Annotated in this window: 21 protein-coding genes and 1 riboswitch; of the genes, 5 read left to right on the top strand and 16 right to left on the bottom strand. The window is 33.2% G+C overall.

The window, feature by feature from the left end:
• Positions 1-29: 29 nt before the first annotated feature.
• Positions 30-602 (top strand): peptide deformylase, encoded by a 573-nt coding sequence (gene def, locus J2S15_RS00195; protein WP_307404325.1) that lies wholly within the window; start codon positions 30-32, stop codon positions 600-602.
• Positions 603-692: 90 nt separating this feature from the next.
• Positions 693-2,498, top strand: coding sequence for a ribonuclease J1 (gene rnjA / locus J2S15_RS00200; protein ID WP_307404327.1), 1,806 nt, complete (start codon positions 693-695; stop codon positions 2,496-2,498).
• Positions 2,499-2,521: 23 nt separating this feature from the next.
• Here rnjA and dapD read toward each other — a convergent pair whose 3' ends face one another.
• The 5 genes from dapD to lysA are packed head-to-tail and all read right to left on the bottom strand — an operon-like array spanning position 2,522 to position 6,882.
• Positions 2,522-3,217: a 2,3,4,5-tetrahydropyridine-2,6-dicarboxylate N-acetyltransferase gene (dapD, locus tag J2S15_RS00205; RefSeq protein WP_307404329.1), complete on the bottom strand. Its 696-nt coding sequence runs from the start codon at positions 3,215-3,217 to the stop codon at positions 2,522-2,524.
• An 11-nt stretch (positions 3,218-3,228) separates the two neighbouring features.
• Positions 3,229-3,942 carry a 4-hydroxy-tetrahydrodipicolinate reductase gene (dapB, locus tag J2S15_RS00210; protein ID WP_307404331.1) on the bottom strand — a complete coding sequence of 238 codons (714 nt, stop codon included), beginning with the start codon at positions 3,940-3,942 and terminating at the stop codon, positions 3,229-3,231.
• Positions 3,939-4,820, bottom strand: coding sequence for a 4-hydroxy-tetrahydrodipicolinate synthase (gene dapA / locus J2S15_RS00215; RefSeq protein ID WP_370872439.1), 882 nt, complete (start codon positions 4,818-4,820; stop codon positions 3,939-3,941). Before dapA ends, dapB begins: the two co-directional genes overlap by 4 nt.
• Positions 4,814-5,623: a diaminopimelate epimerase gene (dapF, locus tag J2S15_RS00220; protein WP_307404333.1), complete on the bottom strand. Its 810-nt coding sequence runs from the start codon at positions 5,621-5,623 to the stop codon at positions 4,814-4,816. The genes dapA and dapF overlap by 7 nt, the downstream gene beginning before the upstream one ends.
• The gene (gene lysA, locus J2S15_RS00225) at positions 5,620-6,882 is read right to left on the bottom strand and encodes a diaminopimelate decarboxylase (RefSeq protein WP_307404334.1); all 1,263 of its coding nucleotides are present in this window, start codon (positions 6,880-6,882) and stop codon (positions 5,620-5,622) included. The genes dapF and lysA overlap by 4 nt, the downstream gene beginning before the upstream one ends.
• Positions 6,883-6,940: 58 nt before the next feature.
• Positions 6,941-7,109: riboswitch (Lysine riboswitch) on the bottom strand.
• Positions 7,110-7,311: 202 nt separating this feature from the next.
• Here lysA and J2S15_RS00230 point away from each other — a divergent pair.
• Both J2S15_RS00230 and J2S15_RS00235 read left to right on the top strand, forming a co-directional pair.
• Complete coding sequence (locus J2S15_RS00230; RefSeq protein ID WP_307404336.1) at positions 7,312-7,479, top strand: FmdB family zinc ribbon protein; 168 nt, start codon at positions 7,312-7,314, stop codon at positions 7,477-7,479.
• A gap of 3 nt (positions 7,480-7,482) precedes the next feature.
• Positions 7,483-7,899, top strand: coding sequence for a secondary thiamine-phosphate synthase enzyme YjbQ (locus tag J2S15_RS00235; RefSeq protein ID WP_307404337.1), 417 nt, complete (start codon positions 7,483-7,485; stop codon positions 7,897-7,899).
• Positions 7,900-7,914: 15 nt separating this feature from the next.
• Here the strand turns inward: J2S15_RS00235 and J2S15_RS00240 are convergent, their stop codons facing one another.
• The gene (locus J2S15_RS00240; RefSeq protein ID WP_307404339.1) at positions 7,915-9,240 is read right to left on the bottom strand and encodes an MATE family efflux transporter; all 1,326 of its coding nucleotides are present in this window, start codon (positions 9,238-9,240) and stop codon (positions 7,915-7,917) included.
• A gap of 83 nt (positions 9,241-9,323) precedes the next feature.
• Here J2S15_RS00240 and J2S15_RS00245 point away from each other — a divergent pair, with 83 nt between their 5' ends.
• The gene (locus J2S15_RS00245; protein ID WP_307404341.1) at positions 9,324-10,139 is read left to right on the top strand and encodes a MerR family transcriptional regulator; all 816 of its coding nucleotides are present in this window, start codon (positions 9,324-9,326) and stop codon (positions 10,137-10,139) included.
• A 3-nt stretch (positions 10,140-10,142) separates the two neighbouring features.
• Here J2S15_RS00245 and J2S15_RS00250 read toward each other — a convergent pair whose 3' ends face one another.
• From J2S15_RS00250 to J2S15_RS00295, 10 genes are all read right to left on the bottom strand, one after another.
• On the bottom strand, positions 10,143-12,788 hold the full coding sequence (locus J2S15_RS00250; RefSeq protein WP_307404343.1) for a DEAD/DEAH box helicase family protein: 2,646 nt from the start codon (positions 12,786-12,788) through the stop codon (positions 10,143-10,145).
• 73 nt (positions 12,789-12,861) lie between these two features.
• On the bottom strand, positions 12,862-14,118 hold the full coding sequence (locus J2S15_RS00255; protein WP_307404345.1) for a zinc-binding dehydrogenase: 1,257 nt from the start codon (positions 14,116-14,118) through the stop codon (positions 12,862-12,864).
• A gap of 10 nt (positions 14,119-14,128) precedes the next feature.
• Positions 14,129-15,058 carry a 1-phosphofructokinase gene (gene pfkB / locus J2S15_RS00260; protein WP_307404347.1) on the bottom strand — a complete coding sequence of 310 codons (930 nt, stop codon included), beginning with the start codon at positions 15,056-15,058 and terminating at the stop codon, positions 14,129-14,131.
• Between the two features lies 1 nt (position 15,059).
• On the bottom strand, positions 15,060-15,776 hold the full coding sequence (locus J2S15_RS00265) for a PTS sugar transporter subunit IIA (RefSeq protein WP_307404349.1): 717 nt from the start codon (positions 15,774-15,776) through the stop codon (positions 15,060-15,062).
• The gene (locus tag J2S15_RS00270) at positions 15,773-17,866 is read right to left on the bottom strand and encodes a BglG family transcription antiterminator (RefSeq protein WP_307404351.1); all 2,094 of its coding nucleotides are present in this window, start codon (positions 17,864-17,866) and stop codon (positions 15,773-15,775) included. The genes J2S15_RS00265 and J2S15_RS00270 overlap by 4 nt, the downstream gene beginning before the upstream one ends.
• Before the next feature lie 18 nt (positions 17,867-17,884).
• Positions 17,885-19,270 carry a PTS mannitol transporter subunit IIBC gene (locus J2S15_RS00275; RefSeq protein WP_307404353.1) on the bottom strand — a complete coding sequence of 462 codons (1,386 nt, stop codon included), beginning with the start codon at positions 19,268-19,270 and terminating at the stop codon, positions 17,885-17,887.
• 222 nt (positions 19,271-19,492) lie between these two features.
• Entirely contained in the window at positions 19,493-20,164 is a 672-nt protein-coding gene (locus J2S15_RS00280; protein ID WP_307404355.1) for an ATP-binding cassette domain-containing protein, read from the bottom strand.
• Between the two features lie 13 nt (positions 20,165-20,177).
• The gene (locus tag J2S15_RS00285) at positions 20,178-22,823 is read right to left on the bottom strand and encodes an ABC transporter permease family protein (RefSeq protein ID WP_307404357.1); all 2,646 of its coding nucleotides are present in this window, start codon (positions 22,821-22,823) and stop codon (positions 20,178-20,180) included.
• A gap of 37 nt (positions 22,824-22,860) precedes the next feature.
• Entirely contained in the window at positions 22,861-23,931 is a 1,071-nt protein-coding gene (locus J2S15_RS00290; protein ID WP_307404360.1) for a sensor histidine kinase, read from the bottom strand.
• The gene (locus J2S15_RS00295) at positions 23,919-24,590 is read right to left on the bottom strand and encodes a response regulator transcription factor (RefSeq protein WP_307404362.1); all 672 of its coding nucleotides are present in this window, start codon (positions 24,588-24,590) and stop codon (positions 23,919-23,921) included. The genes J2S15_RS00290 and J2S15_RS00295 overlap by 13 nt, the downstream gene beginning before the upstream one ends.
• Between the last annotated feature and the right edge of the window lie 75 nt (positions 24,591-24,665).

Raw genomic sequence — 24,665 nt, forward strand, 5'->3', positions numbered from 1 at the left:
TTATAGAATAGTATCAAGTAGGTGAAAATATGAGATTATCAATGAATGATGTTATTAAGGACACAGATCCTTTAATAAGAGAAAAATCGGAAGAAGTAAAACTTCCACTAAGCAAAGAAGACGCTGAGTTACTGAGCGCAATGCACCAGTTTGTGGCAGACTCTACAGATGATGAAAAGGTTGAAAAGTATAACCTTCGTCCTGCAGTTGGTCTTGCAGCAGTTCAACTTGGTGTTTTAAAAAGAATGCTGGCAGTCGTAATCCGCGAGTATGATGAAGAAGATAATGAAATTGATGTACAGGAATATGCACTAGCTAACCCTAAAATCATTTCACATTCTGTTCAAAAGTCATACCTTGCCAATGGTGAAGGCTGTCTGTCAGTAGATGATGTGCATGAAGGTATTGTACCTCGGCATGCAAGAATTACAGTAAAAGGTTACGACCTTCTTACAAAAAAAGATGTTCAGATTCGTGCGAAAGGCTATATCGCAATTGTCTTGCAACACGAAATAGATCATCTGAATGGTGTCTTATACTATGATCATATTGATGAAATAACTGATCCAGCAGTATTAGAGGACGCAATTGTAATTGAATAGAAGACTCTTTATGCAAAGAGTTTTTTATTTGGATAATTTTTAAAGTATGATATAATACTTACAGTACATGGTGTTTGAAAGGAGAAATGAATGAAAGAAGTAAACAAAACACCGAAAACGCAATCTAAAAATTCAAACCAAACTCATAATAGGTTTAAAATCAGAAATGATGACACCTTGGTCTATGCCTTAGGTGGTTTAGGCGAGGTCGGTAAAAATATGTATTGTCTTGAACAAGGCAACGAAATTTTAATAGTCGACGCAGGGGTGCGTTTTCCGGATGATGAATTACTAGGAGTAGATGCGGTAATACCAGAATTTACTCATCTAGTACAAAACAACAAAAAGAAAAAAACATTAGTGATTACCCATGGTCATGAAGACCATATTGGAGGTATTCCCTATTTATTACAAACAGTGCAGATTGATGCGATTTACGCACCACAATTTGCATGTGCATTAATTATGAAGAAATTAGAGGAACGAAAAATAAAAGGTGTAAAGATTCGTCAGATTGACTGTAATTCAAAAGTTAAGATGAAGAACTTCACTTGTGGGTTCTTTGATACTACTCACTCAATTCCTGACACTTTAGGAATTATTATCAATACGCCAAATGGTAGAGTTGTACATACTGGAGACTTTAAGTTCGACTTAACACCAGTAGGAACAAACTCGGAATACCAAAAGATGGCTTATATTGGTCAAATCGGAGTAGATTTATTATTGAGTGATTCTACCAATGCAGGAGTTGAAGGATTCTCAATCAGCGAAAAGAAAGTAGCTGCATCTATTTTAGATGTATTTAAGAAAACTGATGGAAGAATTATTGTTGCAACGTTTGCATCAAATGTATATCGTCTGTCACAAATCTTAGACGCTGCAGTAAAATGTGGTAGAAAAGTTGCTGTCTTCGGACGTAGTATGGAAAATGTTTTAGATGTTGGTAGAAGACAAGGTAAAATCAAAATTAAAGATTCGAACTTGTTATCACCAGATCAGTTAAACAAGTATCCACCAGAAAAGACATGTATCGTATGTACGGGATCGCAAGGTGAGCCATTAGCTGCCCTATCAAGGATTGCTGCTGGAACTCACAGACAGATCAAATTAAAACCGAACGATACAATTGTATTCTCATCAAGTCCAATCCCTGGAAATGGTGATAGTGTAAACCAGGTTATTAACAAATTATATCGTGGTGGCGCAAATGTATTAACCAATTCTATTTTGAATAACTTGCATACAACAGGACATGCTTCACAAGATGAACAAAAACTGATGTTACAGTTAATGAAACCAAAATACTTTATGCCAATTCATGGTGAATATAAAATGTTGAAACAACATGCTGCCAGTGGTGAAGAAACTGGTGTTCCAAAAGATCACATCTTCACATTAGCAAATGGAGACTGTTTGGTAATGCGTAAAGGAAATATCTTCCTGAGCCCAGAACGGTTCCCTGCTGAAGATATTTATGTTGATGGAAATGATATCTCTGGTATCTCTACTGCTGTCTTAAAAGACCGTAAAGTACTTGCTGATAATGGATTGGTTTCTGTTATCATACCAATTGATTCTCGTAAGAGTCAGGTATTGAGCAAACCAGTTATTGTTACTAGAGGATTTGTATTTATTAAGGATTCACAATCATTAATAAAAGAAGCTGAGCAAGTTGTATTTGAAGCATTAAAAGAAAGAATGCAGACAAAAACAACATTTGGTGAAATTAAGAATACGGTTCGTAGCACATTAGAACCATTCTTATATAAGAAAACCCATCGAAATCCAATTGTTATTCCTGTAATCTTAAATTCAAAGGAAGCAATTGAAGAGATGCAGCAACGTAACAAAGCAAGAAAGAAACCAACAAAAAAAGCAACTGCCACTGCATAAGTGTGTAGTTGCTTTTCTTTTGCTTATAATTTTCTAAGTGCTTCTTCCAGGCCTGTTTTACTTGCTGTTTTGTCATCTACATTTTTGATGACACGTGCTGGACAACCCGCAACCATTACTCCTGGCTCTACATCAGATAAAACAATCGACCCAGCAGCTACTACACTTCCTGTGCCAATTTTTACACCTTCAATAACAACCGCATTCGCACCTATGACAACATCATCTTCAACGATTACTGGAGTTGCACTTGCTGGCTCTACAACCCCTGCAAGTACCGTTCCTGCACCGATATGACAATTCTTGCCAACGATTGCTCTTCCTCCAAGAACACATCCCATATCAATCATTGTGTTATCACCAATAACCGCACCGATATTAATGATAGCACCCATCATAATGACTGCATTATTACCAATTTCTACCTGATCACGAATAATTGCACCTGGTTCAATCCTTGCGTTGATTTCTTTGATATCCAGTAATGGAATTGCAGAATTTCTAGCATTATTCTCAACATAATAATCAGTAATTAAATCTTTATATTTAGTTAATTGTGGCTCAATCATCTCCCACTCACCAATCAGAATTGGACTTTTACTGCAACCAAATGATTGACAATCGCTAAACTCTAGTTTTTCTTTTGCTTTCACAAACACTTTTACTGGTGTTTGTTTTTTTGAATCTCTAATAAAATTTATAATATCTTGTGCTTCCATATAGTCTCCCCTTATTTTGAAAATAATACGTCATTCATTGTATAGACACCAGGTTCTTGACCCACCAAAAACTCTGCTGCTTTAATAGCTCCATTTGCAAAAATATTCTTTGAGTGTGCCTCATGCTTAATTTCAAGCACTTCATCTTCACCTGCAAAGATTACACTATGTTCACCAACAATTGTACCACCCCGTACTGCATGAACACCGATTTCTTTACCTCGTTTTGCTACACCTTCGCGACCAAATACTTCTTCAAACTCACCATCTTGATTCATTGCTGATACTAACATCTTTGCTGTGCCACTTGGTGCATCTATCTTTTTATTATGATGTTTTTCAATTACTTCAATATCAAATGTATCTTTTAATATTGGAGTTACCATTTTCAACACTTCCTCAAACACTGTAACCCCCAGAGAGAAGTTAGCAGTATATACAATAGGTGCTAATTTTGATGCATCATAAATCGACTTAATTTGATCTTCACTAAATCCAGTAGTTGCTATTACTAATGGTTTTTTATTTTTGGTTGCATAATCAAGCAACATTGATAAGTTAGCTGGATTAGAGAAATCAATCATTACATCAAAGTCGTCTTTCACTTCATTGATATCCTTTAATTGATCCAAACTTACAATCCCTGCAACAGTATGACCCTTTTCTAGTAGCCTTTGTTCAATGAACTTCCCCATTGCACCATATCCAATCAAAGCTACTTTCATACATTCTTTCCTAGTACTTTCATTTCTTTGATTAAGACATTACGGTTTACTTCACTCATATACGTTAATGGTAAACGATATCCTCCAACACCCATTCCAGCTAAATTCATTGCTTCTTTAACTGGGATTGGATTTGTTTCTATAAATAAAGCATTAATGAAATCCAAGTAATTCAATTGAATATCAAGCGCTTCTTTTGTCTTGCCATCTAAATAATATCGAACCATATTATGCATTTCTTCAGGGATAATGTTAGCTGCAACCGAAATCACTCCGCATCCCCCTAGTGATAATGCAGGAACAACCATATCATCATTACCAGAATAAATTTGGAAATCATCACTTGCCAGTTTAGCAATTGTTGCAAGATAAGAAATATTTCCACTTGCCTCTTTAATTGCAGCAACATTTGGATGTGTTGCCAAACGTTTTACTACTGAATAAGGAATTGAGCATCCTGTTCTTCCTGGTACATTATATAAAATTAATGGTGTTTTAATAACATCTGCAACCGTTTTAAAATGAAGATACATTCCTTCTTCATTTGCCTTGTTGTAGTATGGTGAGATAACTAGCAGCGCATCTGCCCCCATTTCTTCATACTTCTTACAATAGGTTACCTGTGTATCCGTATTATTTGATCCAGCTCCTACGTAAACTGGAATTCTCTTATTTACTTTTTCAATTGTATATTTCACTACCGAGTCATCTTCTTCATGTGATAATGTAGGTGTTTCACCTGTTGTTCCTAACACAAGTAGTGCATCCGTTTTCTTTTCAATATGAAATTCAATCAATTCTCCTAATTTGTTGAAGTTGATACTTCCATTATCATTAAACGGTGTAATCAGTGCAACAATACTTCCTTCTACTAACATAATCTTACCTCCTTTATGTCTAGTGTTCCCTCTGCAATAAAAGTTGCAGGGCCTTTCATCATAATATAATCATCTTGATAACGAATGTGCAGATCACCTAATTCCAGATGAACAATTACCTCATCATCAACCAATCCTTTTTTATTCGCATATACAAAACTTGCACAACATCCAGTACCACAAGCTTTGGTAATTCCAACTCCACGCTCATAAGTGATAACATTCATATTCTTTCGATCACTTATCTCAACAAAATTTACATTTGTCTTTTCTTTAAATGTATCATCATTACAGATTGCCATACCAACTACTTCCGCATCCATATCGCTGAATGAATCAACAAATAGTACCGTATGAACAGTTCCCATAAAGACACTACATAACTTAAATCCATGCAATTCAAACTCTTCAATATTAACATCACTTTCAATATGAAGTAATTCCTTATCAAACAATGGTTTTCCCATGTTTACTTCAAATAAATCATGTTCACAGTTTACTGATAAAATACCAGAACCAGTAATTACATCAAATATTGTTGTATCTACAAGTTTCTTATCCATTACATATTTAGAAAAACAACGAATTCCATTACCACACATTGGAGCCATTGTCCCATCCTGATTATAGAACAGCATCTCTAATGGTTTTTGTTTTACCACAATACAACCATCAGCACCAATACCAGTATCATTACTGCAGACATGAATCGCTAAATCACTTAATACATATTGTTTTACTTGCTCATAATCTACAATAACAAAACTATTTCCACATCCATGATATTTGGAAAAAGAAATCATAGTTGAAGCTCCTTCTCCTCATTTAATGCTAATTGATCTTCATAAGTTTCACGACGAACTACCTGTCTGGCTTTTCCATCTTTCACAAACACAACTGCTGGTTTATTCAAACAGTTATAATTACTTGCCATTGAATATCCATAAGCACCAGTTGTATAAACAACTAAAATATCATTTGTTTCTACTTTAGGTAATTTTGCATCATGAATAATAATATCTCCACTCTCGCAACATTTTCCTGCAACTTCATATGTATAGTCTTTTGCCTGATCCATTTTATTTGCTATATCACAAGCATATTTCGCATCATATAGTGCCGGACGAATATTATCAGCCATTCCTCCATCAATAAAGATAAACTCTTTATTTTGAGTTTTTTTAGTAAAACCAACTTCATATAATGTATAACCTGCTTCACCAACAATACTTCTACCAGGTTCCATACACACTTTATCCAGTTGAACATCATGTGTATGTAAACTTTGATTGATGGCTTCAATCAGTTTGATACATAAGTCTTTTGTTGGAATTGGTGTATCTTCATCCGTATATCTGACTCCAAATCCACCACCAATATTCAAGACTGATGTTGGTTCTCCCATCTCTTTTATAAAAGCAATCATTTTATCAATTGCTGCAACAAACGCATGTTCTTCAAATATCTGAGATCCTATATGTGAATGAAACCCATCAAACACAACATACTCACTATCATTTACTTTTGCGATCATTTCTTTGATATCATCTTTTTGATCAATACTGATACCAAATTTTGAATCACTTGTTGCTGTCATAATAAATTCATGTGTATGAGCCTCTACTTTAGGATTCACACGAATTAACACATGAACCTCTTTCTTTAGCTTTTCTGCCAAGTGAATTACCTGATCCACCTCATACATATTATCCATAATAATCGTTTTCACTCCATACTCAAGAGCCATGATTATTTCATCATTTAATTTGTTGTTCCCGTGAAAATAAATATTTTCAGAAGGAAAATTTGCTTTTTTAGCTATCGATAATTCTCCACCACTTACCACATCAATACTGCATCCATAAGCATTCAGCTTTTCTAATAAAGCTACACAAGTAAATGCTTTTGATGCATATACTATTTCGGTATCGAAATTTTCACTCTTAAAATATGTTTGGTAATCTTCTACCTTTTTTTCTATTTGTGTTTCATCATAAACATATAATGGACTACCACATGCTTTTAATAATTCATCACAACGAACTTTTCCAATTTGTAACATCGCTTTATCCTCCACAAAAAAAGTCAATAAGGTATACTCTTATTGACTAAAATTACATCACTAAGATAGCACACCTACTCACGTAGACAGTCTTACAGTTCTTCACCATAAGCCCATACAATACATCTGCCAATCTATTGTATTCGGCGATTGCCCCTCCCATTATATGTCAACTGAATGCCTTCATCCACATAATCGTCTTAGCTAACCGCGCCTCTATCATCTATTAAGATTTGTATATAGTATATCATAATTTTCTCATTCCACAACCCCTATTATTTTGATAACAGAAATACTGATCAATATTTTTCATCTATTCTCCTATTTCTTTTCCAATAGTTTTACATCATTAAATGGATAAAATCGTTCACTATTGAACAAGTTTATATGATTTATGGTATATTATAGTCAAGTCTAAAGGAGAAACTTATGGAAACAACAAACGACAAAGAACTTTTTGAAGCAAACACCAGTGTAAAAGAAGGACGTTATCGCTGTAGCGAGTGTGATCATATTGCACTTATCTTTCGCGATGGAGATGATTTGCCAATCTGTCCCCAGTGTGGATGTTTCTATTGGTATAAAATAGAGGAATAATATATGAAATCATATCGAAAAGAATTATCCTTTCATCTTCCTACAAGAAGAGGACTTGTGAATATCACAAATGATGTTCAACAGGCAATTGATGAAAGTGGTATAAAAGAAGGACTAGTGTTAATCAACGCAATGAATATTACTGCAAGTGTCTTTATCAATGATGATGAAGGTGGTTTGCATAATGACTATGAGAAGTGGTTAGAAGGATTGGCTCCCGAAAAACCATACAGTCAATATCAGCATAATGGATATGAAGATAACGCTGATGCACATTTAAAACGTACCATCATGGGGCGCGAAACAACGTGTGCAATCACAAACGGTGAGTTGGACTTTGGAACCTGGGAACAAATTTTCTATTTTGAATTCGATGGAAAACGCACAAAACGAGTATTAATAAAAATCATAGGCGAATAATATCACCTATGATTTTTAATACCCATATTTTTTTCGTTGTGTCAGCAAGAAGAACATTGAGACAAAGAATGCTAAGAACTCAGCAACGGGTATACTCAGCCACAATCCATCAATTCCCATATATTCTGGTAACAGCAATGCGAAGAATACAATAAAAACTAAATTCTTTAAAAATGAAATCGCTGCTGATATTGGTCCATTTGATAATGCAGTAAAAAATCCTGATGAAAATATATTAAATCCATTAAAGATAAATGAGAATGAAAATAAATATAACCCATGAACTGCTAACTCATATGCAGCTCCCTTCTCTCCCATAAATACTTCAATCAAGAAATCACCAAAAACCAAAGACAATATAAAGATAGCAATTGAAAATATCCAAATAAAGATATTGGCATATCGAAACAATCGTTTCAGTTGTGCTCTATTTTCACTACCATAGGAATACCCAATTACTGGAGCTACTCCATTGGAAAAACCAATAAATACAGCAAGTAATAAATATTGAATATAGAAAATGATAGAAATGGCTGCAACTCCATCTTCACCAGCAAAGCGCATCATCCCTAAGTTGAAGATAACCGTTGTAATCGCGAATGATAATTGTGATACCATTTCACTTGAACCGTTAATCATTGCTTCAATAATCATTGAGAATTTCTTCTTAATCTTTGTGAAGTGAATTGAACTCTCTGGATTAACAAAGAAACGAAGCGCAATTAGAACAGAAACGATTTGTCCTAAAACCGTAGCAATTGCAGCTCCAAACACTCCCATATGAAAAATAGCAATAAATATATAATCGAATACAATATTTACGACACCTCCAACAATTGAAGTTCTTAGTGCAAGTTTTGGATGACCTGCAGTAACTAACAATTGATCATAAACATTCTTTAGTACCAAAACAGGTGCAAACAAGATAAATAGGATTCCATAATCAATACAGTAATCCATTAATACATCACTTGCTCCCAACACTTGGAATAATGGTTCCATGAACAGATAACCAGCAACAAGGAAAACAACCCCTACCGCAAAGCAGAACACATTGATAAACGTAAAGTCTTCATGTGCTTCCCCTTCTTTACCTTCTCCAAGTTTTTTTGATATAACCGCATTCCCTCCAGTAGCAAACATAATACCTATACTACTTATTAAATTAAATACAGGCATGACAATATTAATTGCAGCTACTCCATTACTTCCCACAAAACGGGCAACGAAAATACCATCCACAATCGTATATAGTGACATAAACACTAACATCATGACTGTTGGAAAGGCAAATTTTAAAAGTGATTTAAAATCAAACTCTCTAGCTATAGAATTTTGCATATTGACCTCCTTTATTTATAGAAAAAAGTGTGAACAAATGATATCATAAACTATATGGTAACCATATAGTCAAGGAGAAATTTATGCATTCAAAAATATTTTTAACTACAGGCGAATTTGCGAAACTATGCAATACAACAAAAAATACATTATTTCACTACGATACAATTGATCTATTAAAACCAGTTCATATAAATGAAAATGGTTATCGATTTTATTCAATTGATCAATTTTCAACCTTTGATATGATTTCAGTGCTTCAGGATAGTGGAAGTTCTTTAAAAGAAATCAAAGAGTTTATTAAGCATCAGAATGCAGATAACTTCCTTACAATACTGGCAGATAAGAAAAAAACGATTAAGCAACAACAACAGCATCTAAAACAGTTAAATATGTCAATTGATTATATAATTCAAAACACCAAGAAAGCAATGGATGTTACCTACTTCGAGCCAATCATAGAATTAGTAGAGGAAGAACATATTGTCTGTACCCCTTTTCTTGAAGCACATCACAACGAACAGGATTACTATGAATCTATTAGTAGTCATATTGCATATTGTCAAAAATACGAAATCAATGATGATTTATCTTATGGAGTTATTTATAAGAAAGAGGATATCTTTAGAGGATATTATAGAGAATCTTACTATTATTCTTATCTTTCAAAAAAACGTAATATTCCGAACATGAAGACAAAAGAAAAAGGAACCTATGCATTTATTTATCACAAAGGTTCCTATGATGAGTTGAAAAATACGTATCAGATTCTTTTATCTTACATAACCAATAATAACTTAAAAGTAATCAGCGATTTTTATGAATATGAATTATTGAATCACTTACAAACGGATGACCCTAATAATTACAGTATTGAAATATCAGTAATGGTAAAATAATTATTACTCCAGATTCCCCAGTACTTGTTTCTTATCTTCTAACATTGCCTGGTTACGATAACCAAAACATTTCGCTCGTGCTTTTAAGAGTACTTTTCTGCCACTTCCATTCCTTGTATAAACAAGTTCATGTCTACCCATCAGTCGTTTTATATGCTCTTCAAACAGTTGAGCATCTTTTTTATTTTTAGAGAATATCTCTGGAACCGCAAAGTATTTATTAATGCTGTTCATTCTTCCCTTTCGCACTATCATATAACGTTGGTTTTCAATCATTGCAAAGAATTCTTTGAGACAAGTAGTAAATAGATTTTTATCCTTTGCCTCTCCTCCATCTAAATAAATAATTACACATTCAGCAAGCGGTGTTTTACGAATCCTTACTTTTAAGGTTCTTGATGATACATAACCAGCATCCTGTAATGCAGATAAGATTGCATCACCAATTCGTTGAAGATTACGTTGTGGTGATAACTTTATTGTAATAAAAGAAACCAGATACATGGAAATAAATGCAAAGATAATATAAATCAAGAAATAGAATGACATGGTCATACTAAGACTTCCTACAGATCCACGCATTGCATATACTGGGGCAAGAACAATCATACTTACAATCATCCCAATCCATAATGCCCAGGTATTCGCAAATGCATATATCTTTTCAAACTGCTCGTTATCAACGCTTACCACCTGTTCTACTGGTGACTTTTGATCAATTACTGCAAGTGCATGATCCCAACGTTTCTTTTGCTTATCTCGTTTTCTTGATTCTTGCAACATTTGGCTATTGATATCTTTTATATTCTTTTCTTTGTATGGAGGTGTTACATAAGTAATCCTGCCAAATCCGCTTTCAACTACATCTAATTCATAATGTAGTCCCAGAAAAGATTCAAATCTTCGTTTTAAGGTATCAAAGTCAGCTGATACATGTTCTTCTAAAGTGAACTCTTTATTCTTTGATACTGGGTCCATACAAACCAGATGCCAGATGTTACTCACTTTATTTGAATCTTTATCATACGATCTGATTGCTCTTCCGCGCATCTGATTACTTAATACAAATGAGCCAACATAAGATGCCAATATCAGCGTATTGATACAAGGTGAGTCCCAACCTTCTCCCAGAAGTGATTTCGTTCCTGTTAATACATGAATATGACCCTGTTCAAATAAATGAGTCACACAACGTACAAGAGTCCCATTATCAGCGTTCGTAGACACTTGTACATAATCATCTATTCCCAGTTTTGAATAACTTGCACTATAACCATGTTGGGATAACCCAGAACTTAACAAAGATTCACATTCTTTCGGTATCACAACAATACCACCACTTAAGATGGCTAATTTCAGTCCTTTTAGTTTTAATGAATAAATACAATCAAATATAGGCACAGCACCAAGCTCTGAAATTCCATGTTCCTGTCCCACTAACGATATCATTTCTTTTTTTATGTAATCACAAAGAATTAACATTCTTAAACTATCATTCATTTGACTATATTCTTCTTTTACAATTGTTTGAATACTGTTCAGCTTACCTTTACTATTTACCAATAGTTTTTCTACTTTATCATTCTTCACAAAACTCACTTTGTTTCGATGAATGCAACTATGTGTACGTAAAATCTTTTCAATTAATTTTCTGGTATCATTTGTATCTTGATAATGTTCAATATCATCATAAAGAACATTTTGAATAAGACACTGCAGATACTTTCCACTCATCATTGGAAGTTCGAAGGTTTTCATATCAAATACTTCATTAAATTCTTTAGGATATGCAATTCCTTTTCCTTTTAAGTAAATCATGAGAGAAACTAAATAAGTAGGATTTTCTAGAAAGTAATCAATATAAGGTGAAGGATCACGAAGTGCAGGATGGGTACAGATTAATGATTCTAGTGAATTTAAATCCAATAATTCTCGCATACAAGCAATAATATTATCTTTATGTTTATCAACCATTTCTTTTTCATCTTTGGTTGGCCAATTAAAATAAACATAGTCCTGATGAGCACAAAGACTTCCTTCTTTTACTAATTCAGGAGTAAACACTTCTTCATCAATAGGGCCACACATATCAATATAACGATTCCACTCTTGAAAACTGCTGTCATATGGTGGCGTTGCTGTTAGAGATAATAAAGTAACTCCTTTTCCGGAATCAACTAATTTTTCTAATGCTTTCCACCATTCGTTCTTTAAATGATGTGCTTCATCTAAACAAATCACTTTAATATTGTGTTTTTCAATTACTCCAAGAATGTCCAAATCGCTATAGTCTTCATCATCGTCTTTTACTTTAGAAATACTACTGTGCATCGCCTGATAAGTAATAGAAGTAATTAATTTTGGTGAACAAATCGTATTTGAAAGAACTTCATCACTGTTTGTTGATGAAGTTAAAAATCCTTCTTTCACTCGTGACAACCATTGTTCACGAATTGTAATATTTGGTGTTAGGATTAAACATGGTTGTCCTAATCGCTTTATTATTTCGATTCCTAATGTTGTTTTACCTGAACCTGGTGCTGCAACGATATGAATTTTATCATCTCGTAAATGTTTATCTAAATTATCCAACACTCGTTTCTGATAAATTCTCCATTCCCCTTTGAAATTTAAAATATCTGTATACATGGTTCCCTCCATAATTACTTATTAGTATAACATAAAAAGGACATACAATAAGATGCTGTATGTCCAAAATATATTAATTATTATAGTTTAATAAAATCTGTTCAGCCTGTGAATTCCACAATCCTTTATGTTCCTTACAAGAATCAGCAAGTAACTTAAACAACTCATTATCTTTACCTAGTTCTTCAAAGTCATCAATTGCTGTTAGTGGCATTTCGATTTGGGTATAGATTAGTTTTTTACCACCAGGAATCTCTGGTAAGTGAAGTGTTGTATCAGCTACACTATCTAATCCTCCTATATGTGTAACCATAAGAGAAGGATTTACTAATCCTTTGCTAGATAAATCAAGTGCTTCTAGTAAATCATCATTGTTTCCACCAGTAGTTCCCATAATATGAGTGCTTGTATAGTGAGCATCGTATAAATTAATCATTGCTGAGAAATTCTTATCAGTTGGCCCAGCAAAGATATTCATACAACCATCAAATGCCAACAAGCGATTTCCTTGTTCTGCTAGTGCCTGCACTGGTGCATAGATAAATACATCATCGTATCCATGTCCATCTGTTAAATCCATAAGTGCTTTTTCATCATCTTCATAATCATTTGGATTGAAATAAACTAATTCAACCCCTCTTTCTTTCATCGATTCTTCAGATAAGATTTGTTTTGCACGATTCAGACGATCATTACTAATATCCGTAACAACTACTTTCTTCGGTTTCTTTTCAATTGCTCCTGCATAATCAATAGCACCAAGTCCCATTGGACCAGTACCACCTAAAATCAGTAAATATCCATTTTCCTTTACACCCATTTCATGATTATAGTTTACTTTATTGGTATGATAGTTTGCATGATAGCCACCAATTACACATGACATTGGTTCTCCTAAACTTGCACTGTAGTAAGAATCTCCTTCATATACCATAAGACAACCTAATTCCATAACTTCCTGTGGAATAATACAGTACGTACAATCACCACCAAAGTATTTATATGAATATCCTGGTGAAGCTAAACTTCCTTTATAGTTCAATGCTGGTTGTTGTGCAAAGCGTTGTCCTGGCTTAAACTGATCCTGCCATTTCTTACCAACCTTTACAATATCACCTGAAAACTCATGTCCAAGAATAATTGGATTTTCTGCTACATCATTTGGTACTCGTTTATGATTTTTTCCTTGTTTCACGGTTTTGTATGTCGACATACAAATACTGTCAGTAATAATTTTCACCAGAATTTCATCATCTTTAATTTCTGGTAATTCAAATTCTTCTAATCTAATATCATCAACGCCATATAGGCGTACTGCTTTCGTCTTCATGTTTCCACCTCTATAAGTAGTTTATCTCTACTTCTTTCATTAACTCTTTTACCTGCTCTTTTGAAGCTGGTTGGGTTCCTTTGGTCATAACTGCACCTGCACTTGTAGCTACTGCCAACTTCACAAGCTCTTCAAATGATAGTTCCTGTTCAAGTCCATAGGCAATCGCTGCTACCATTGCATCTCCAGCACCTACACTGGAATGTGCATCCACTTTTAATCCTTTTACCATTGCAGTATGTTCACTATCAATAAATAACGCTCCTTCTTTCCCCATTGAAATTGCAATCAGCTGCATTCCTTTATCTAACAATGCTTTTCCTAATTTAACAATTTCATCATTTTTACAATCTTCACTTATTTCATAATATTTACATAACTCATATTTATTTGGTTTTATAACATTTGGTACTTCTTCTATTGCATGAGCAAATAAATCCCCATCTGCATCAAGAATTACTTTTATCTTATTTTGTTTTAGTTGTTTGATTAATTTGGCATAAATATCTTTTGGCACACTGCCAGGTACACTTCCTGATAATACTACATAGTCATTTTTGGAAGCGTGCTTCACAATCTTATCTACAAGTGCACGCAAAGCAACTTCATCAATGTATGGACCTTCTTCATTTAATTCTGTAAGATCCATATCTTTGTTTAATACTTTTAAATTTACTCTTGTATTACCAGCTACTTCCACCATATCATTATCAATTGATAACTGATCAAGTGATTCTTTAATAAATGCACCATTAGTACCAGCAATAAATCCTGTAGCCAAGCTCTCACCACCAAGCGCCTGGATTGTTTTTGATACATTGATACCTTTTCCACCTGCATTCATCATCGTCTGCTCAAGACGATTAAGACCGCCTACAACAAGTTCATCGACTACTGCTGTTTTATCAATTGCAGGATTCATTGTTACTGTAATAATCATCTTACTCTTCCTCCGTTAAAATCTGATATATATAATCAATATCATTGCTTGCCACTAAATTATCTACGGTTTCCATTTCACATAACTTAGAAGCAATATTTTGAAGAATTTGCATATGATCATTGTTGGTTGCTGCAATACCAATTACTACACGTACAAGATTTCCATCCCAATCAATACCATCAGGATAAATCATTACAGCTAATCCAGTCTTTTTTACATATTCCTTAACTTCATATTCACCATGAGGAATTGCAAGATCATTTCCAATATAGGTAGTCAAGGATGCATCACGATTCAGCATCCCTACAATATATGGCTCTTCAATATATCCAGCATCCAACAATAGATTTCCTACTGCTTTGATTGCTTCAACATTTGTAACACTTGGACATTCTACTCTAATTTGTTCTTTTGCTAATACTGCTTTTTTATTTGTCTCTTTCATAATTTCCTCTACAATCCTTTCGTATACATCTTCACCAGCAAAACCATCGACTTTTAATATTAGTTTATCTGGATAACGCTCTTTTAATTGTTTATAAAACATTTGATGTGATATCAAAATATCAATCGCTTCCGGAATCTCATTGAGTCCACAGTTATGTACTTTTTCACTAAGACCTGAGTTCCTTAGTTTTCGCTGAAGCATCGAAGCTCCCAAAGCACTGGAACCCATACCAGCATCACATACAAAATAGATGTTTAACTCTTTCATGATGAGCTCCTTTCTTCATGCAGATGTTGGAATAAGTAATCCTTCATCAGAAGTTCAATTGCTACATAGATATCATTGTAATCACCAGTTGCTAAGCTTTCATACAACTGATCATTTTCAATGATACTACGACTAATCATACTCATTAATTTCTTTTGATTTTTAGTATGCTTTTCTGGAATAAACATCGCTATTACAAACTTAATGTTTGATAATTCATCATGAATAAACTCACCATGGTTAGAGCGGAATACTTTTAGGATACAGGTGTCTTCTGAAGTAAGAAATCCATGAAACAAAGCAAACCCCATTTCATTAAATATTGTAGAATTCATGTTTTCACGATGAATCAGTACTTTGTATATTGCTTCTTCTTCCACCTTATCTTTACTAATATTCCTAGCTACTTCATTTATCAGTTGTAATTTATCCAAGCGATAATCACAGATACATAATTCTACACTATCCAATAACTGAAAGATATCACTAGCTAGCAAGTCAGTCTCACTCTTTGGTGATGTCATTGTCTTCGCTCGTTTAATCGTTCTTCTTTTACGTGCAATTGCATCCTGCAGTTTTTGAATATCATTATTTGGAAGTAACGGATTCACTAAAATAACTTCTTCATCTGTTTCAAACGTAAAGGTTGATACCAGTAAATCACATTCAAAGGTTTTCTTTCGTATATCCTCAATTGATAACGTTTCAAAAGATACAAATTCATCACATACCTTTTCTAATCGAGCCAGTAGCATTGCGGATACCCCAATTCCACTGGAACATACAATTCCAATGTGAATATCTCTGGATACAATTTCTTTTTTTTCTTCTCGTTCCATCGCTGCACCAAAGTGCATTGCAACATAACCTACTTCATCCTCTGGAACGTCATACCCATAGACATCGCTAATACACGCACAAGCAACAATTGCCTGTTCATATATATCTTTATGCAATTCCTTCAATTGAGCCAGTAAGGGGTTGTAAATCGGCATATGATGACTTAAACGCACAAGCGTTGGACGCAAATGTGCAATCATTCCCTGTAACAGTTCACGATCACTCTTCAGCATTACATTATGAGGAGTTGGCAGCGTATCAATCATCTTATGAATCAATACAAGTAATTCCTCTTCTTTGTACATTGCAATTTCAATTGGTTCATCATCTAATGAATTCTGTGTTAGTTTCGCACCTTTGATATGCATAGCAATAAATGATATTTCAACCTCTGGAATCTGAATTCCAAATTCTTCCTCCAGATACGTACACATATGTTGTGCCTGTTTATAACTGTAATCATCTTTCATCATACCTACGATATAATCATTATCTTCCAACTTTTCATTCTTTAAAATTCGATCAATTGCAATGGTAAGATGGATGATTAATCCAATATAAGAACTTTGTGCATATCGAATCAAATCTAATTCTTCTTCATACTGATGAAAAAGACGTAAGATACGTTGTAAAATATCCTGATTCAATAAACTTAAAATTCCATTTTTATCATCCATAAAGATTTGCTTCAATAATGAATTTGCATCATACGGATCAATTGTTTCATCCTGTTTGTCATAAATTGATTCTGCCAGAATAGATGTTAATGCTTTACGATAATTCTCTTCACTACCTAACAATTCAATTCCCAGTCCTGGTGTACGATTCACTTTTAAGTTATATTTTTGAAACCATGAATCCAGAATATCTAAATCATTGCTGATTGTAGCCTGTGATACCTGAAACATCTCCGCATAATAATACAATTTCTGAATTCTGTTTTCTTTTAATATTTCAAATATCAACAGTTTATGACGATCTTCCTTTTTTAAATAACCCATCTTTTCAGCTTGTAGAGCCTGATAGAGTACTTCCTTTTGATCTTCACTACCCTCAATATATAAACCTTTCTTCGGCTTTGATTGTAGGGTTAAATCAAATGGTTTTAATATATAAGCAGTATCTTGTACTTCACGAAATACGGTACGTTTACTAATCTGCAAAAGCGAAGAAAGCTCTTCAATGCTCACATAGTCATTACTCTCTAAACAAATCTGCAATATTTTGTTTAATCTTGGTGAACATATCATAGCTTTCTCCTTTCGTTTTTATAACGATTTAATCTTCTCTACTATTATATCGTATTCATTGCCTCCCATGAAGTTCGTAATTGGGAAAATTGTAGCATCTGGTCGCGTTGACTTTACTCTCTCCAATAACGAATTATGAGTTACAATTACCTGCGCCTCTTTTGGTATCTCTTCAATCGCGTAATGTTCTACCTTGATATCAATACCTGCATCTTTCAACTTCTTGGTTAATGTAGTTGCCCCCATCGCGCTAGATCCCATACCAGCATCACAAGCAAATACAATATTCGATACATTGATTGCAGTAATTCCTTTTGATTCATTTTTCATTCCAGATACAACAGACTGTGCTTCATCAATATCCATATCTTTTGATCCACCAGTTGCTTTTATAATTAAGGAACCAACAAAGAATGTAACTGCTGCTGATATAATAACACTTAATGCAACTCCTAGAATACTTCCTTTTTCTGCCATTCCCATAATAGCGATAATACTACCAGGTGATGCTGGTCCAGTCAGACCACTATTGAATAATACATTCACAAACACACCACTCATACCACCTGCAATCACAGCCACAATCGTTAATGGATTCATCATAACATATGGGAAATAGATTTCATGGATTCCACCAAAGAAATGAATAATCGCTGCTCCTGGTGCCGAAGCTTTTGCTGCTCCTTTACCAAAGAATGTATATGCCATCAGTAATCCTAATCCAGGACCAGGATTTGCTTCAATTAAGTAGAAGATTGATTTTCCTGTTTCCAGAACCTGTTCTGCTCCCATTGGAGTAAAGATACCATGGTTAATTGCATTGTTTAAGAACAACACTTTCGCTGGTTCGACAAAGATTGATGTTAATGGTAATAAGCCATTTTCTACCAAGATGTCTACACAAGCTCCAAGGAAATCGTTAATTCCTAAACTAATTGGACCGATTACAACGTTTCCAATTAGTGCAAGTCCAAATCCTAAGATTCCTGCTGAGAAGTTGTTGACAAGCATTTCGAATCCACCTGGAATATGTCCATCCAGTGCCTGATCCATTTTCTTTGTTAACCATCCAGCTAACGGAGCAATTGCCATAACTCCCAAGAACATTGTAACATCTTGTCCTTCTCCTAGAAGATTAAGACCTCCTGCAATAACCCCAAAGGAAGCAATCGCTGCAACGACTCCACCACGTTGCTTGTAAACCATGCTACCTCCTGTATACCCTATTAGAATCGGTAACAGGTATGTAAGCATTGGTCCAACTAACTTCGCAAAGTGCTCGTTAGGAAGCCAACCTGTTGCAATAAATAAAGCTGTAATAATCCCCCATGCAATAAATGCTGCAATGTTTGGCATTACCATTCCACTTAGGAAGCGACCAAACTTTTGAATTGATTCTTTCATAATTTCTACCTCTTTCTGTTTTGAGTCTCCTCTTTACAATTTCAGTATAAGTTTACTTTGATGCAATCACAATCAAATGAAATTGAACTTTGTCATCTGTGAAAGTGACAAAATTTAACATCTCAGAAAAAGGACTTCTCCTCTTGTATAACTACATTTTAACTAACTTCTTTCACTTTGGAAATATAAAAGAGAAATGCAACCACATTTCTCTTATAACTTCTATTTATCTTCTATCTTTTTAACAAACGTTAATCTTCCATCATGAAACCGCCAGATCTCATCAGCCAAAGTTACTGATTCACGTTCCTGAGTAAAGAAGATAACTGTAGTATTGTTCTTGCTACACAGTTCCTTTAGCCACTCAATGATTTTTTCACGTACCTTCAAATCATGAAATACATCATATACGATTATTAAATCCGGTTCATTTACAATCGCCAAAATGAAAAGCACATAACAGCGTTCCTCATCACTCAAAGACTTAACTTTCTTATTTAATATATTAGTATTAATTCCATACTGATTAAATAGCTTTACAACTCGTTCATTAATAGTCGTTTTGGCTAAACCAATATCTGATAAAATTAATTCATAGTTTATCATTACCGTTTCATTATTCAAAAGTGAATCATTTATAATAAGGGTACCTATAGAGCATTGAAAGTCATTAAAATCATTCTTATTTTTAAGTGTTTTTTCATTATAAATGATACTACCACTTGCTGGCATTTCTAATCCTATCAAAATAGAAAGCAGCAATGCATCTAGCTTTTTATCACTAATAATCAAATACAGTGTTCCACTATCAAAAGTAACATTGATATCTTTAAGTTTTCGATAAGAAATACGCTCATTGTAATATACAATGTTATCTAATGTTAAACGCTTCATACTTTACCTTTCTTTAATAATTTGGGTTCTGGTCAACTTTTTCTTTCAATTTACGATTATGAAATTTTGAGAAATCATTATCACTTTGATCATCTTCATAAAGTTGAGTATAACTGTAATAGCTGTATTCTCCTTCATAATAATCATAATAGATACTATAATTATCATAAAAATCATAATAACTATCATATAAATTATATCGTCTAAATCTAAAGCCTATATCATCTCTCATCTTTCTCATCTCATCATAAGAAACTTCATATTCAACTTCTTTTTGTAATTTTACTTCATAGTATTGTGGAAGTCCTTTTTTACTTAATTCTTCTTCATACAGATTAACAGTATTTGCATCTTTTAGATAAATACTTATTTCATTAACACCTCTTATTTCAAACATTGGTAAATTTTGAATAGTTTCATAACTTACATATATATCATTTGAACGTATATCTGTTCTAGGTCTAGGTGCATTCTCTGAATATAATAATAAATTATGATCTAAAACCTGATTTATAATATTCTGATTATTAGAATAGCGACGCCAATAAGGAGCATCATCTGGTGTAGAATCTGTATAAATCCCTGTAATTGTAAGAGTTTTATTATTTATACCATAAAATTCATCTGATATTTCCAATGTATCTCCAACTTTTAAACTATTCAACTCAGCATATTCATCACTTATAATGCATTCATCTACTCCTTTAAATACATCCCCTTCAACAATTTCTCTTATTCCATCATCAAACTCATCACTAATAGATGAAGTATCAGATGCATATACAGTGTTTCCCCGGCTATAATCCTCCGGATCTAGTTCATCAGGATCCATAATAGGATTATAGTCTTCTACAAATACTGGCATATACAAAAAGTAATTGTAAGACTCAACATATTCTGAATTGACAAAAGATTTATAATCTTTTGTTGTTACTTTTGGAAGTGTACCACTATACAAGTAATTCTCTAAGCCAAGTTCTTCCATCATCTTAGCATCTAAATCAATAGAAACTAGGTTATCCTTTATTATTTCTGTAGATATTGTATAGGGATGTTCATCTGTATTTTTTGTCTCCGCTTTTTTCACAACACCCGCAGCATCTAAATTAGTAAATATAGTGCTCATACCAACAATCAGCACAGAAACAACTAAAAGAATCATAAGTAGTGACTTCCCATTCTTCATCACTACTTCATCATTATTAGTATGCTTCTCATCACTTATTTTCGATGCAAGATATTGAGATGGTTTAAACCTAGTAATATAAACTATTCTAATTATCTCATACACAAATAGTTGAAATAATGCAATTCCAGAAAATAACAAACTGATTTGTCCCCATTGTAAATGAAACAGTCGATTACCAGTTAATACTAAAATACCAAAAGTGATAAATAATCCTAGAATAGTTACAATTAAGAAATCAATAATTCCTTGCTGAATCAATAATTTTCTTTGAGAACCATGATAAATTTTAATTTTAAGTGATTTTGATTCCATCATTACCGCAATTAGCGAAACAAATATTATAGCTATCAGACCTCCAACAATCGTATAAATTGAATTCGTCGAAATCGGAGATTTCACTTCTGAAGATATATTTAGTTCAGATTTTATATTATACTTTAAAAGATTAACATCATAATAATCACTTAATCCTTTTTGGTGGAAATCACTTTCTAAATCACTAATATTTTTATTATCACTAACGAAGAATAAAAGATTTTCCTTTAAAGGATATAAAATATAAGAGCTTTGTTCCTCACTTACCCTTTCAACGTCCACAAACTCACTTTCTTGATAAAGTCTCATATTATTCATAGTTTCCATATGAATAATAATGGTATTATCCACATCTATATTATCACCAATAGAATAATCTGTTTTCTTAGTCTGCTTAATTGAATTTAATTGATAGGCTTCATTTTCTTTCATCATTTTTGATGAATCAGAATAAATTCCACTAATTACCAATGAATGTGATACAGCATCTCCACGTCCACCTCGATTAATTATTACAGAGTCACCAATACTAAGGTTATTAAACTCTGCGTACCTTTGTGAGATGATACATTCGTTTAAATTTATTGGTTTCTCACCCTCTATAATTGTTCGATATCCAAATTCAAACTCTCTTGAGATGTCATCATTATTTGTTGCAAAAAGGTGTGCATTAGGATGGCGATTTTTTTCTATCGCCTCTCCATCTATAGTTTTTATTTCTATGTTCTTCATTGAGTCTTGCTCTTCTTTGTCACGACCAACCTCATACATATTTTCCACATTAACTGATATGTGTGCAGTCTTAACTGTTTTTTCAAGATATGATGAGGTTGCCATATTTTCAAGCAACTCTTCAGACAATTCGTTATAGTCAGCAGGATTGTTATCAAATAATTCACTATTATAGATATATCCATCACCGTCATATAAATCATTGTTTAATTTAACTTTATCCAGTTTAATATCAACTAAATTATAATCACTATTATTATCTTCGAATTCTTTTACTAATTCTACTTCCTTTTGATATTTATCATATGCTTTCACCTGCTTCTGATTCACTATAATTAAACTAGTAAATACAATAAACAGTACCAATATCAGTAACAAGTATTGAAAAAAGTTGTGTTTCATTCTATTTATAAAATTCTTCATCTTTGCCCTCCTCTTATTACTAGCATTCTACTTTTATTTAAGCTTTAGGAAACGAAAGATAAAAGCGTGTTCCTTTATCTATTTCACTTTCCACCCAGATACTTCCATTACATAAATCACAGACATGAGAAACAATACTTAAACCAATTCCATAACCATCATTTTTAAAATCATTTACTCGATAATAAGTATCAAATACTTTATCTACATATTCTTTGCTCATTCCGATTCCTTCATCTATAATTTCAATAATTACAAAATCATTTTGACTATAGGCCTTTAGTTTTATCGGATTGTTATTTCCATATTTAATTGCATTGTCAACTAAGTTTGAAATAGCACGATATAACCATCTCTCTTTTCCCATAATAATAGACTCTTCAGTTTCATCAAACTCAAAGGAAATGTCTGAATAGACTTTACGATACTGATCACAAACCGAAGCGACTACCAATGCTACATCTACTTCGATTAAATCATTATCAACCTTTGTATCACTAAGTGCTAATAAATTATCAATATTGGAAGATAAGTTATCAATCCATTCTAGTGTTTTTTTATTATCCATAAGTTCAGACTCTGCACGTAAAATGGATAATGTATTCTTTTGGTCATGAGACAAATAAGAGTGAAGCCGTTTATAGTCTTCCAGATTTTTTTCAAATTTATCTTTTACTTCTGTTAACGCTTCTTTTAATATTGGATCTCCATCATAGCTTAATTCTCCATCAGATACATTTTCTAACTGAGCAATAACTTTTCGAATTTCACGATAGTAGAAATATCTTGATACATACCAGAATAACAATACAGCAATTACAACAGTTGCAAATGTACTTATTACAATTAGTGGTAACCAAGAAATCATAAATGACTTTTGTGCATTTCTAACATCTTTCATCTGATGAAAACTTGAAACACCTGAGTATCTGCTGTTGACCAAATCTGTTCTATTAACTAAATAAGCATTTTCACTAATACTATTTTTATCTAATACCTGATCCATCGAATGTTCATAGAACTTGTAGGATACAAACAAGAAGCTTACGGTTATCACTATAGAAATCGTAATAATCGATAGAATCGCTTTAATATTTAATCTCCGCATAGTGTATAACCTTTTCCTCTGATAGTAACAAACATCTGTTCTCCACCAATACTAATTACTTTCTTTCTAAGTCGTGCGATATGCACTCTAAGTACTGAAGAAAATGGATCATAATTTTCGTCATAGACATGTTCAGCAATTTCTTCTGAGGAAACAACTGCTGGATATTTTTGGGCAAGATATTCAAGAATATCAAATTCTTTTGGTTTTAAAACTAACTCCTTGCCACTTATACTTGCAGTTCTATTTGTTGGATGAACACTAATCTTACCAATATTTATTACTGGATTAGTGCGACCATGAAAACGGCGTATAACTGCATGAATACGAGAATTCAGTTCTGTCAGTTCAAATGGTTTTACCATATAGTCATCAGCACCAATGTCTAATCCTTTGATTCGATCTTCCACTTCTTTACGTGCTGTAATAATAATGACTGGCAAATCAACACCATTGGTACGCATATTATCTAAAATAAGAAGCCCATCTTTATCAGGCAAGTTTAAATCAAGTAACATTACATCATACTGATTTATTAGAAGTTTTTCTTCACCTTCTTCTGCATCATCTGCAGTATCTATTTGAAAACCATACTTCTTTAATCCGGTTTTCATAAAAAAAGATAAGTCTTTATTATCTTCAATAATTAATATTTTCATAGCTCTCTCCTGCTCGCATTATAGCATATACAATGTTTACTAAATGTTTAAGTGAATGTTCACTTTCAGTAAACA

It is taken from the genome of Breznakia pachnodae (assembly GCF_030814225.1).
Classification (GTDB): domain Bacteria; phylum Bacillota_I; class Bacilli_A; order Erysipelotrichales; family Erysipelotrichaceae; genus Breznakia; species Breznakia pachnodae.

Excerpts from the sequence above, each read along its gene's own strand:
- J2S15_RS00280 (WP_307404355.1), bottom strand. The coding sequence starts at position 20,164 with ATGAAGCGTTTAACATTAGATAACATTGTATATTACAATGAGCGTATT.
- dapD (WP_307404329.1), bottom strand. The coding sequence starts at position 3,217 with ATGGAAGCACAAGATATTATAAATTTTATTAGAGATTCAAAAAAACAA.
- lysA (WP_307404334.1), bottom strand. The coding sequence starts at position 6,882 with ATGTTACAAATTGGAAAAGTTCGTTGTGATGAATTATTAAAAGCATGT.
- J2S15_RS00295 (WP_307404362.1), bottom strand. The coding sequence starts at position 24,590 with ATGAAAATATTAATTATTGAAGATAATAAAGACTTATCTTTTTTTATG.
- dapA (WP_370872439.1), bottom strand. The coding sequence starts at position 4,820 with ATGTTAGTAGAAGGAAGTATTGTTGCACTGATTACACCGTTTAATGAT.
- J2S15_RS00230 (WP_307404336.1), top strand. The coding sequence starts at position 7,312 with ATGGAAACAACAAACGACAAAGAACTTTTTGAAGCAAACACCAGTGTA.
- rnjA (WP_307404327.1), top strand. The coding sequence starts at position 693 with ATGAAAGAAGTAAACAAAACACCGAAAACGCAATCTAAAAATTCAAAC.
- J2S15_RS00265 (WP_307404349.1), bottom strand. The coding sequence starts at position 15,776 with ATGAAAGAGTTAAACATCTATTTTGTATGTGATGCTGGTATGGGTTCC.
- J2S15_RS00235 (WP_307404337.1), top strand. The coding sequence starts at position 7,483 with ATGAAATCATATCGAAAAGAATTATCCTTTCATCTTCCTACAAGAAGA.
- J2S15_RS00245 (WP_307404341.1), top strand. The coding sequence starts at position 9,324 with ATGCATTCAAAAATATTTTTAACTACAGGCGAATTTGCGAAACTATGC.
- dapB (WP_307404331.1), bottom strand. The coding sequence starts at position 3,942 with ATGAAAGTAGCTTTGATTGGATATGGTGCAATGGGGAAGTTCATTGAA.
- dapF (WP_307404333.1), bottom strand. The coding sequence starts at position 5,623 with ATGATTTCTTTTTCCAAATATCATGGATGTGGAAATAGTTTTGTTATT.
- pfkB (WP_307404347.1), bottom strand. The coding sequence starts at position 15,058 with ATGATTATTACAGTAACAATGAATCCTGCAATTGATAAAACAGCAGTA.
- J2S15_RS00275 (WP_307404353.1), bottom strand. The coding sequence starts at position 19,270 with ATGAAAGAATCAATTCAAAAGTTTGGTCGCTTCCTAAGTGGAATGGTA.
- J2S15_RS00255 (WP_307404345.1), bottom strand. The coding sequence starts at position 14,118 with ATGAAGACGAAAGCAGTACGCCTATATGGCGTTGATGATATTAGATTA.
- J2S15_RS00290 (WP_307404360.1), bottom strand. The coding sequence starts at position 23,931 with ATGCGGAGATTAAATATTAAAGCGATTCTATCGATTATTACGATTTCT.
- J2S15_RS00250 (WP_307404343.1), bottom strand. The coding sequence starts at position 12,788 with ATGTATACAGATATTTTAAATTTCAAAGGGGAATGGAGAATTTATCAG.
- J2S15_RS00270 (WP_307404351.1), bottom strand. The coding sequence starts at position 17,866 with ATGATATGTTCACCAAGATTAAACAAAATATTGCAGATTTGTTTAGAG.
- J2S15_RS00285 (WP_307404357.1), bottom strand. The coding sequence starts at position 22,823 with ATGAAGAATTTTATAAATAGAATGAAACACAACTTTTTTCAATACTTG.
- J2S15_RS00240 (WP_307404339.1), bottom strand. The coding sequence starts at position 9,240 with ATGCAAAATTCTATAGCTAGAGAGTTTGATTTTAAATCACTTTTAAAA.
- def (WP_307404325.1), top strand. The coding sequence starts at position 30 with ATGAGATTATCAATGAATGATGTTATTAAGGACACAGATCCTTTAATA.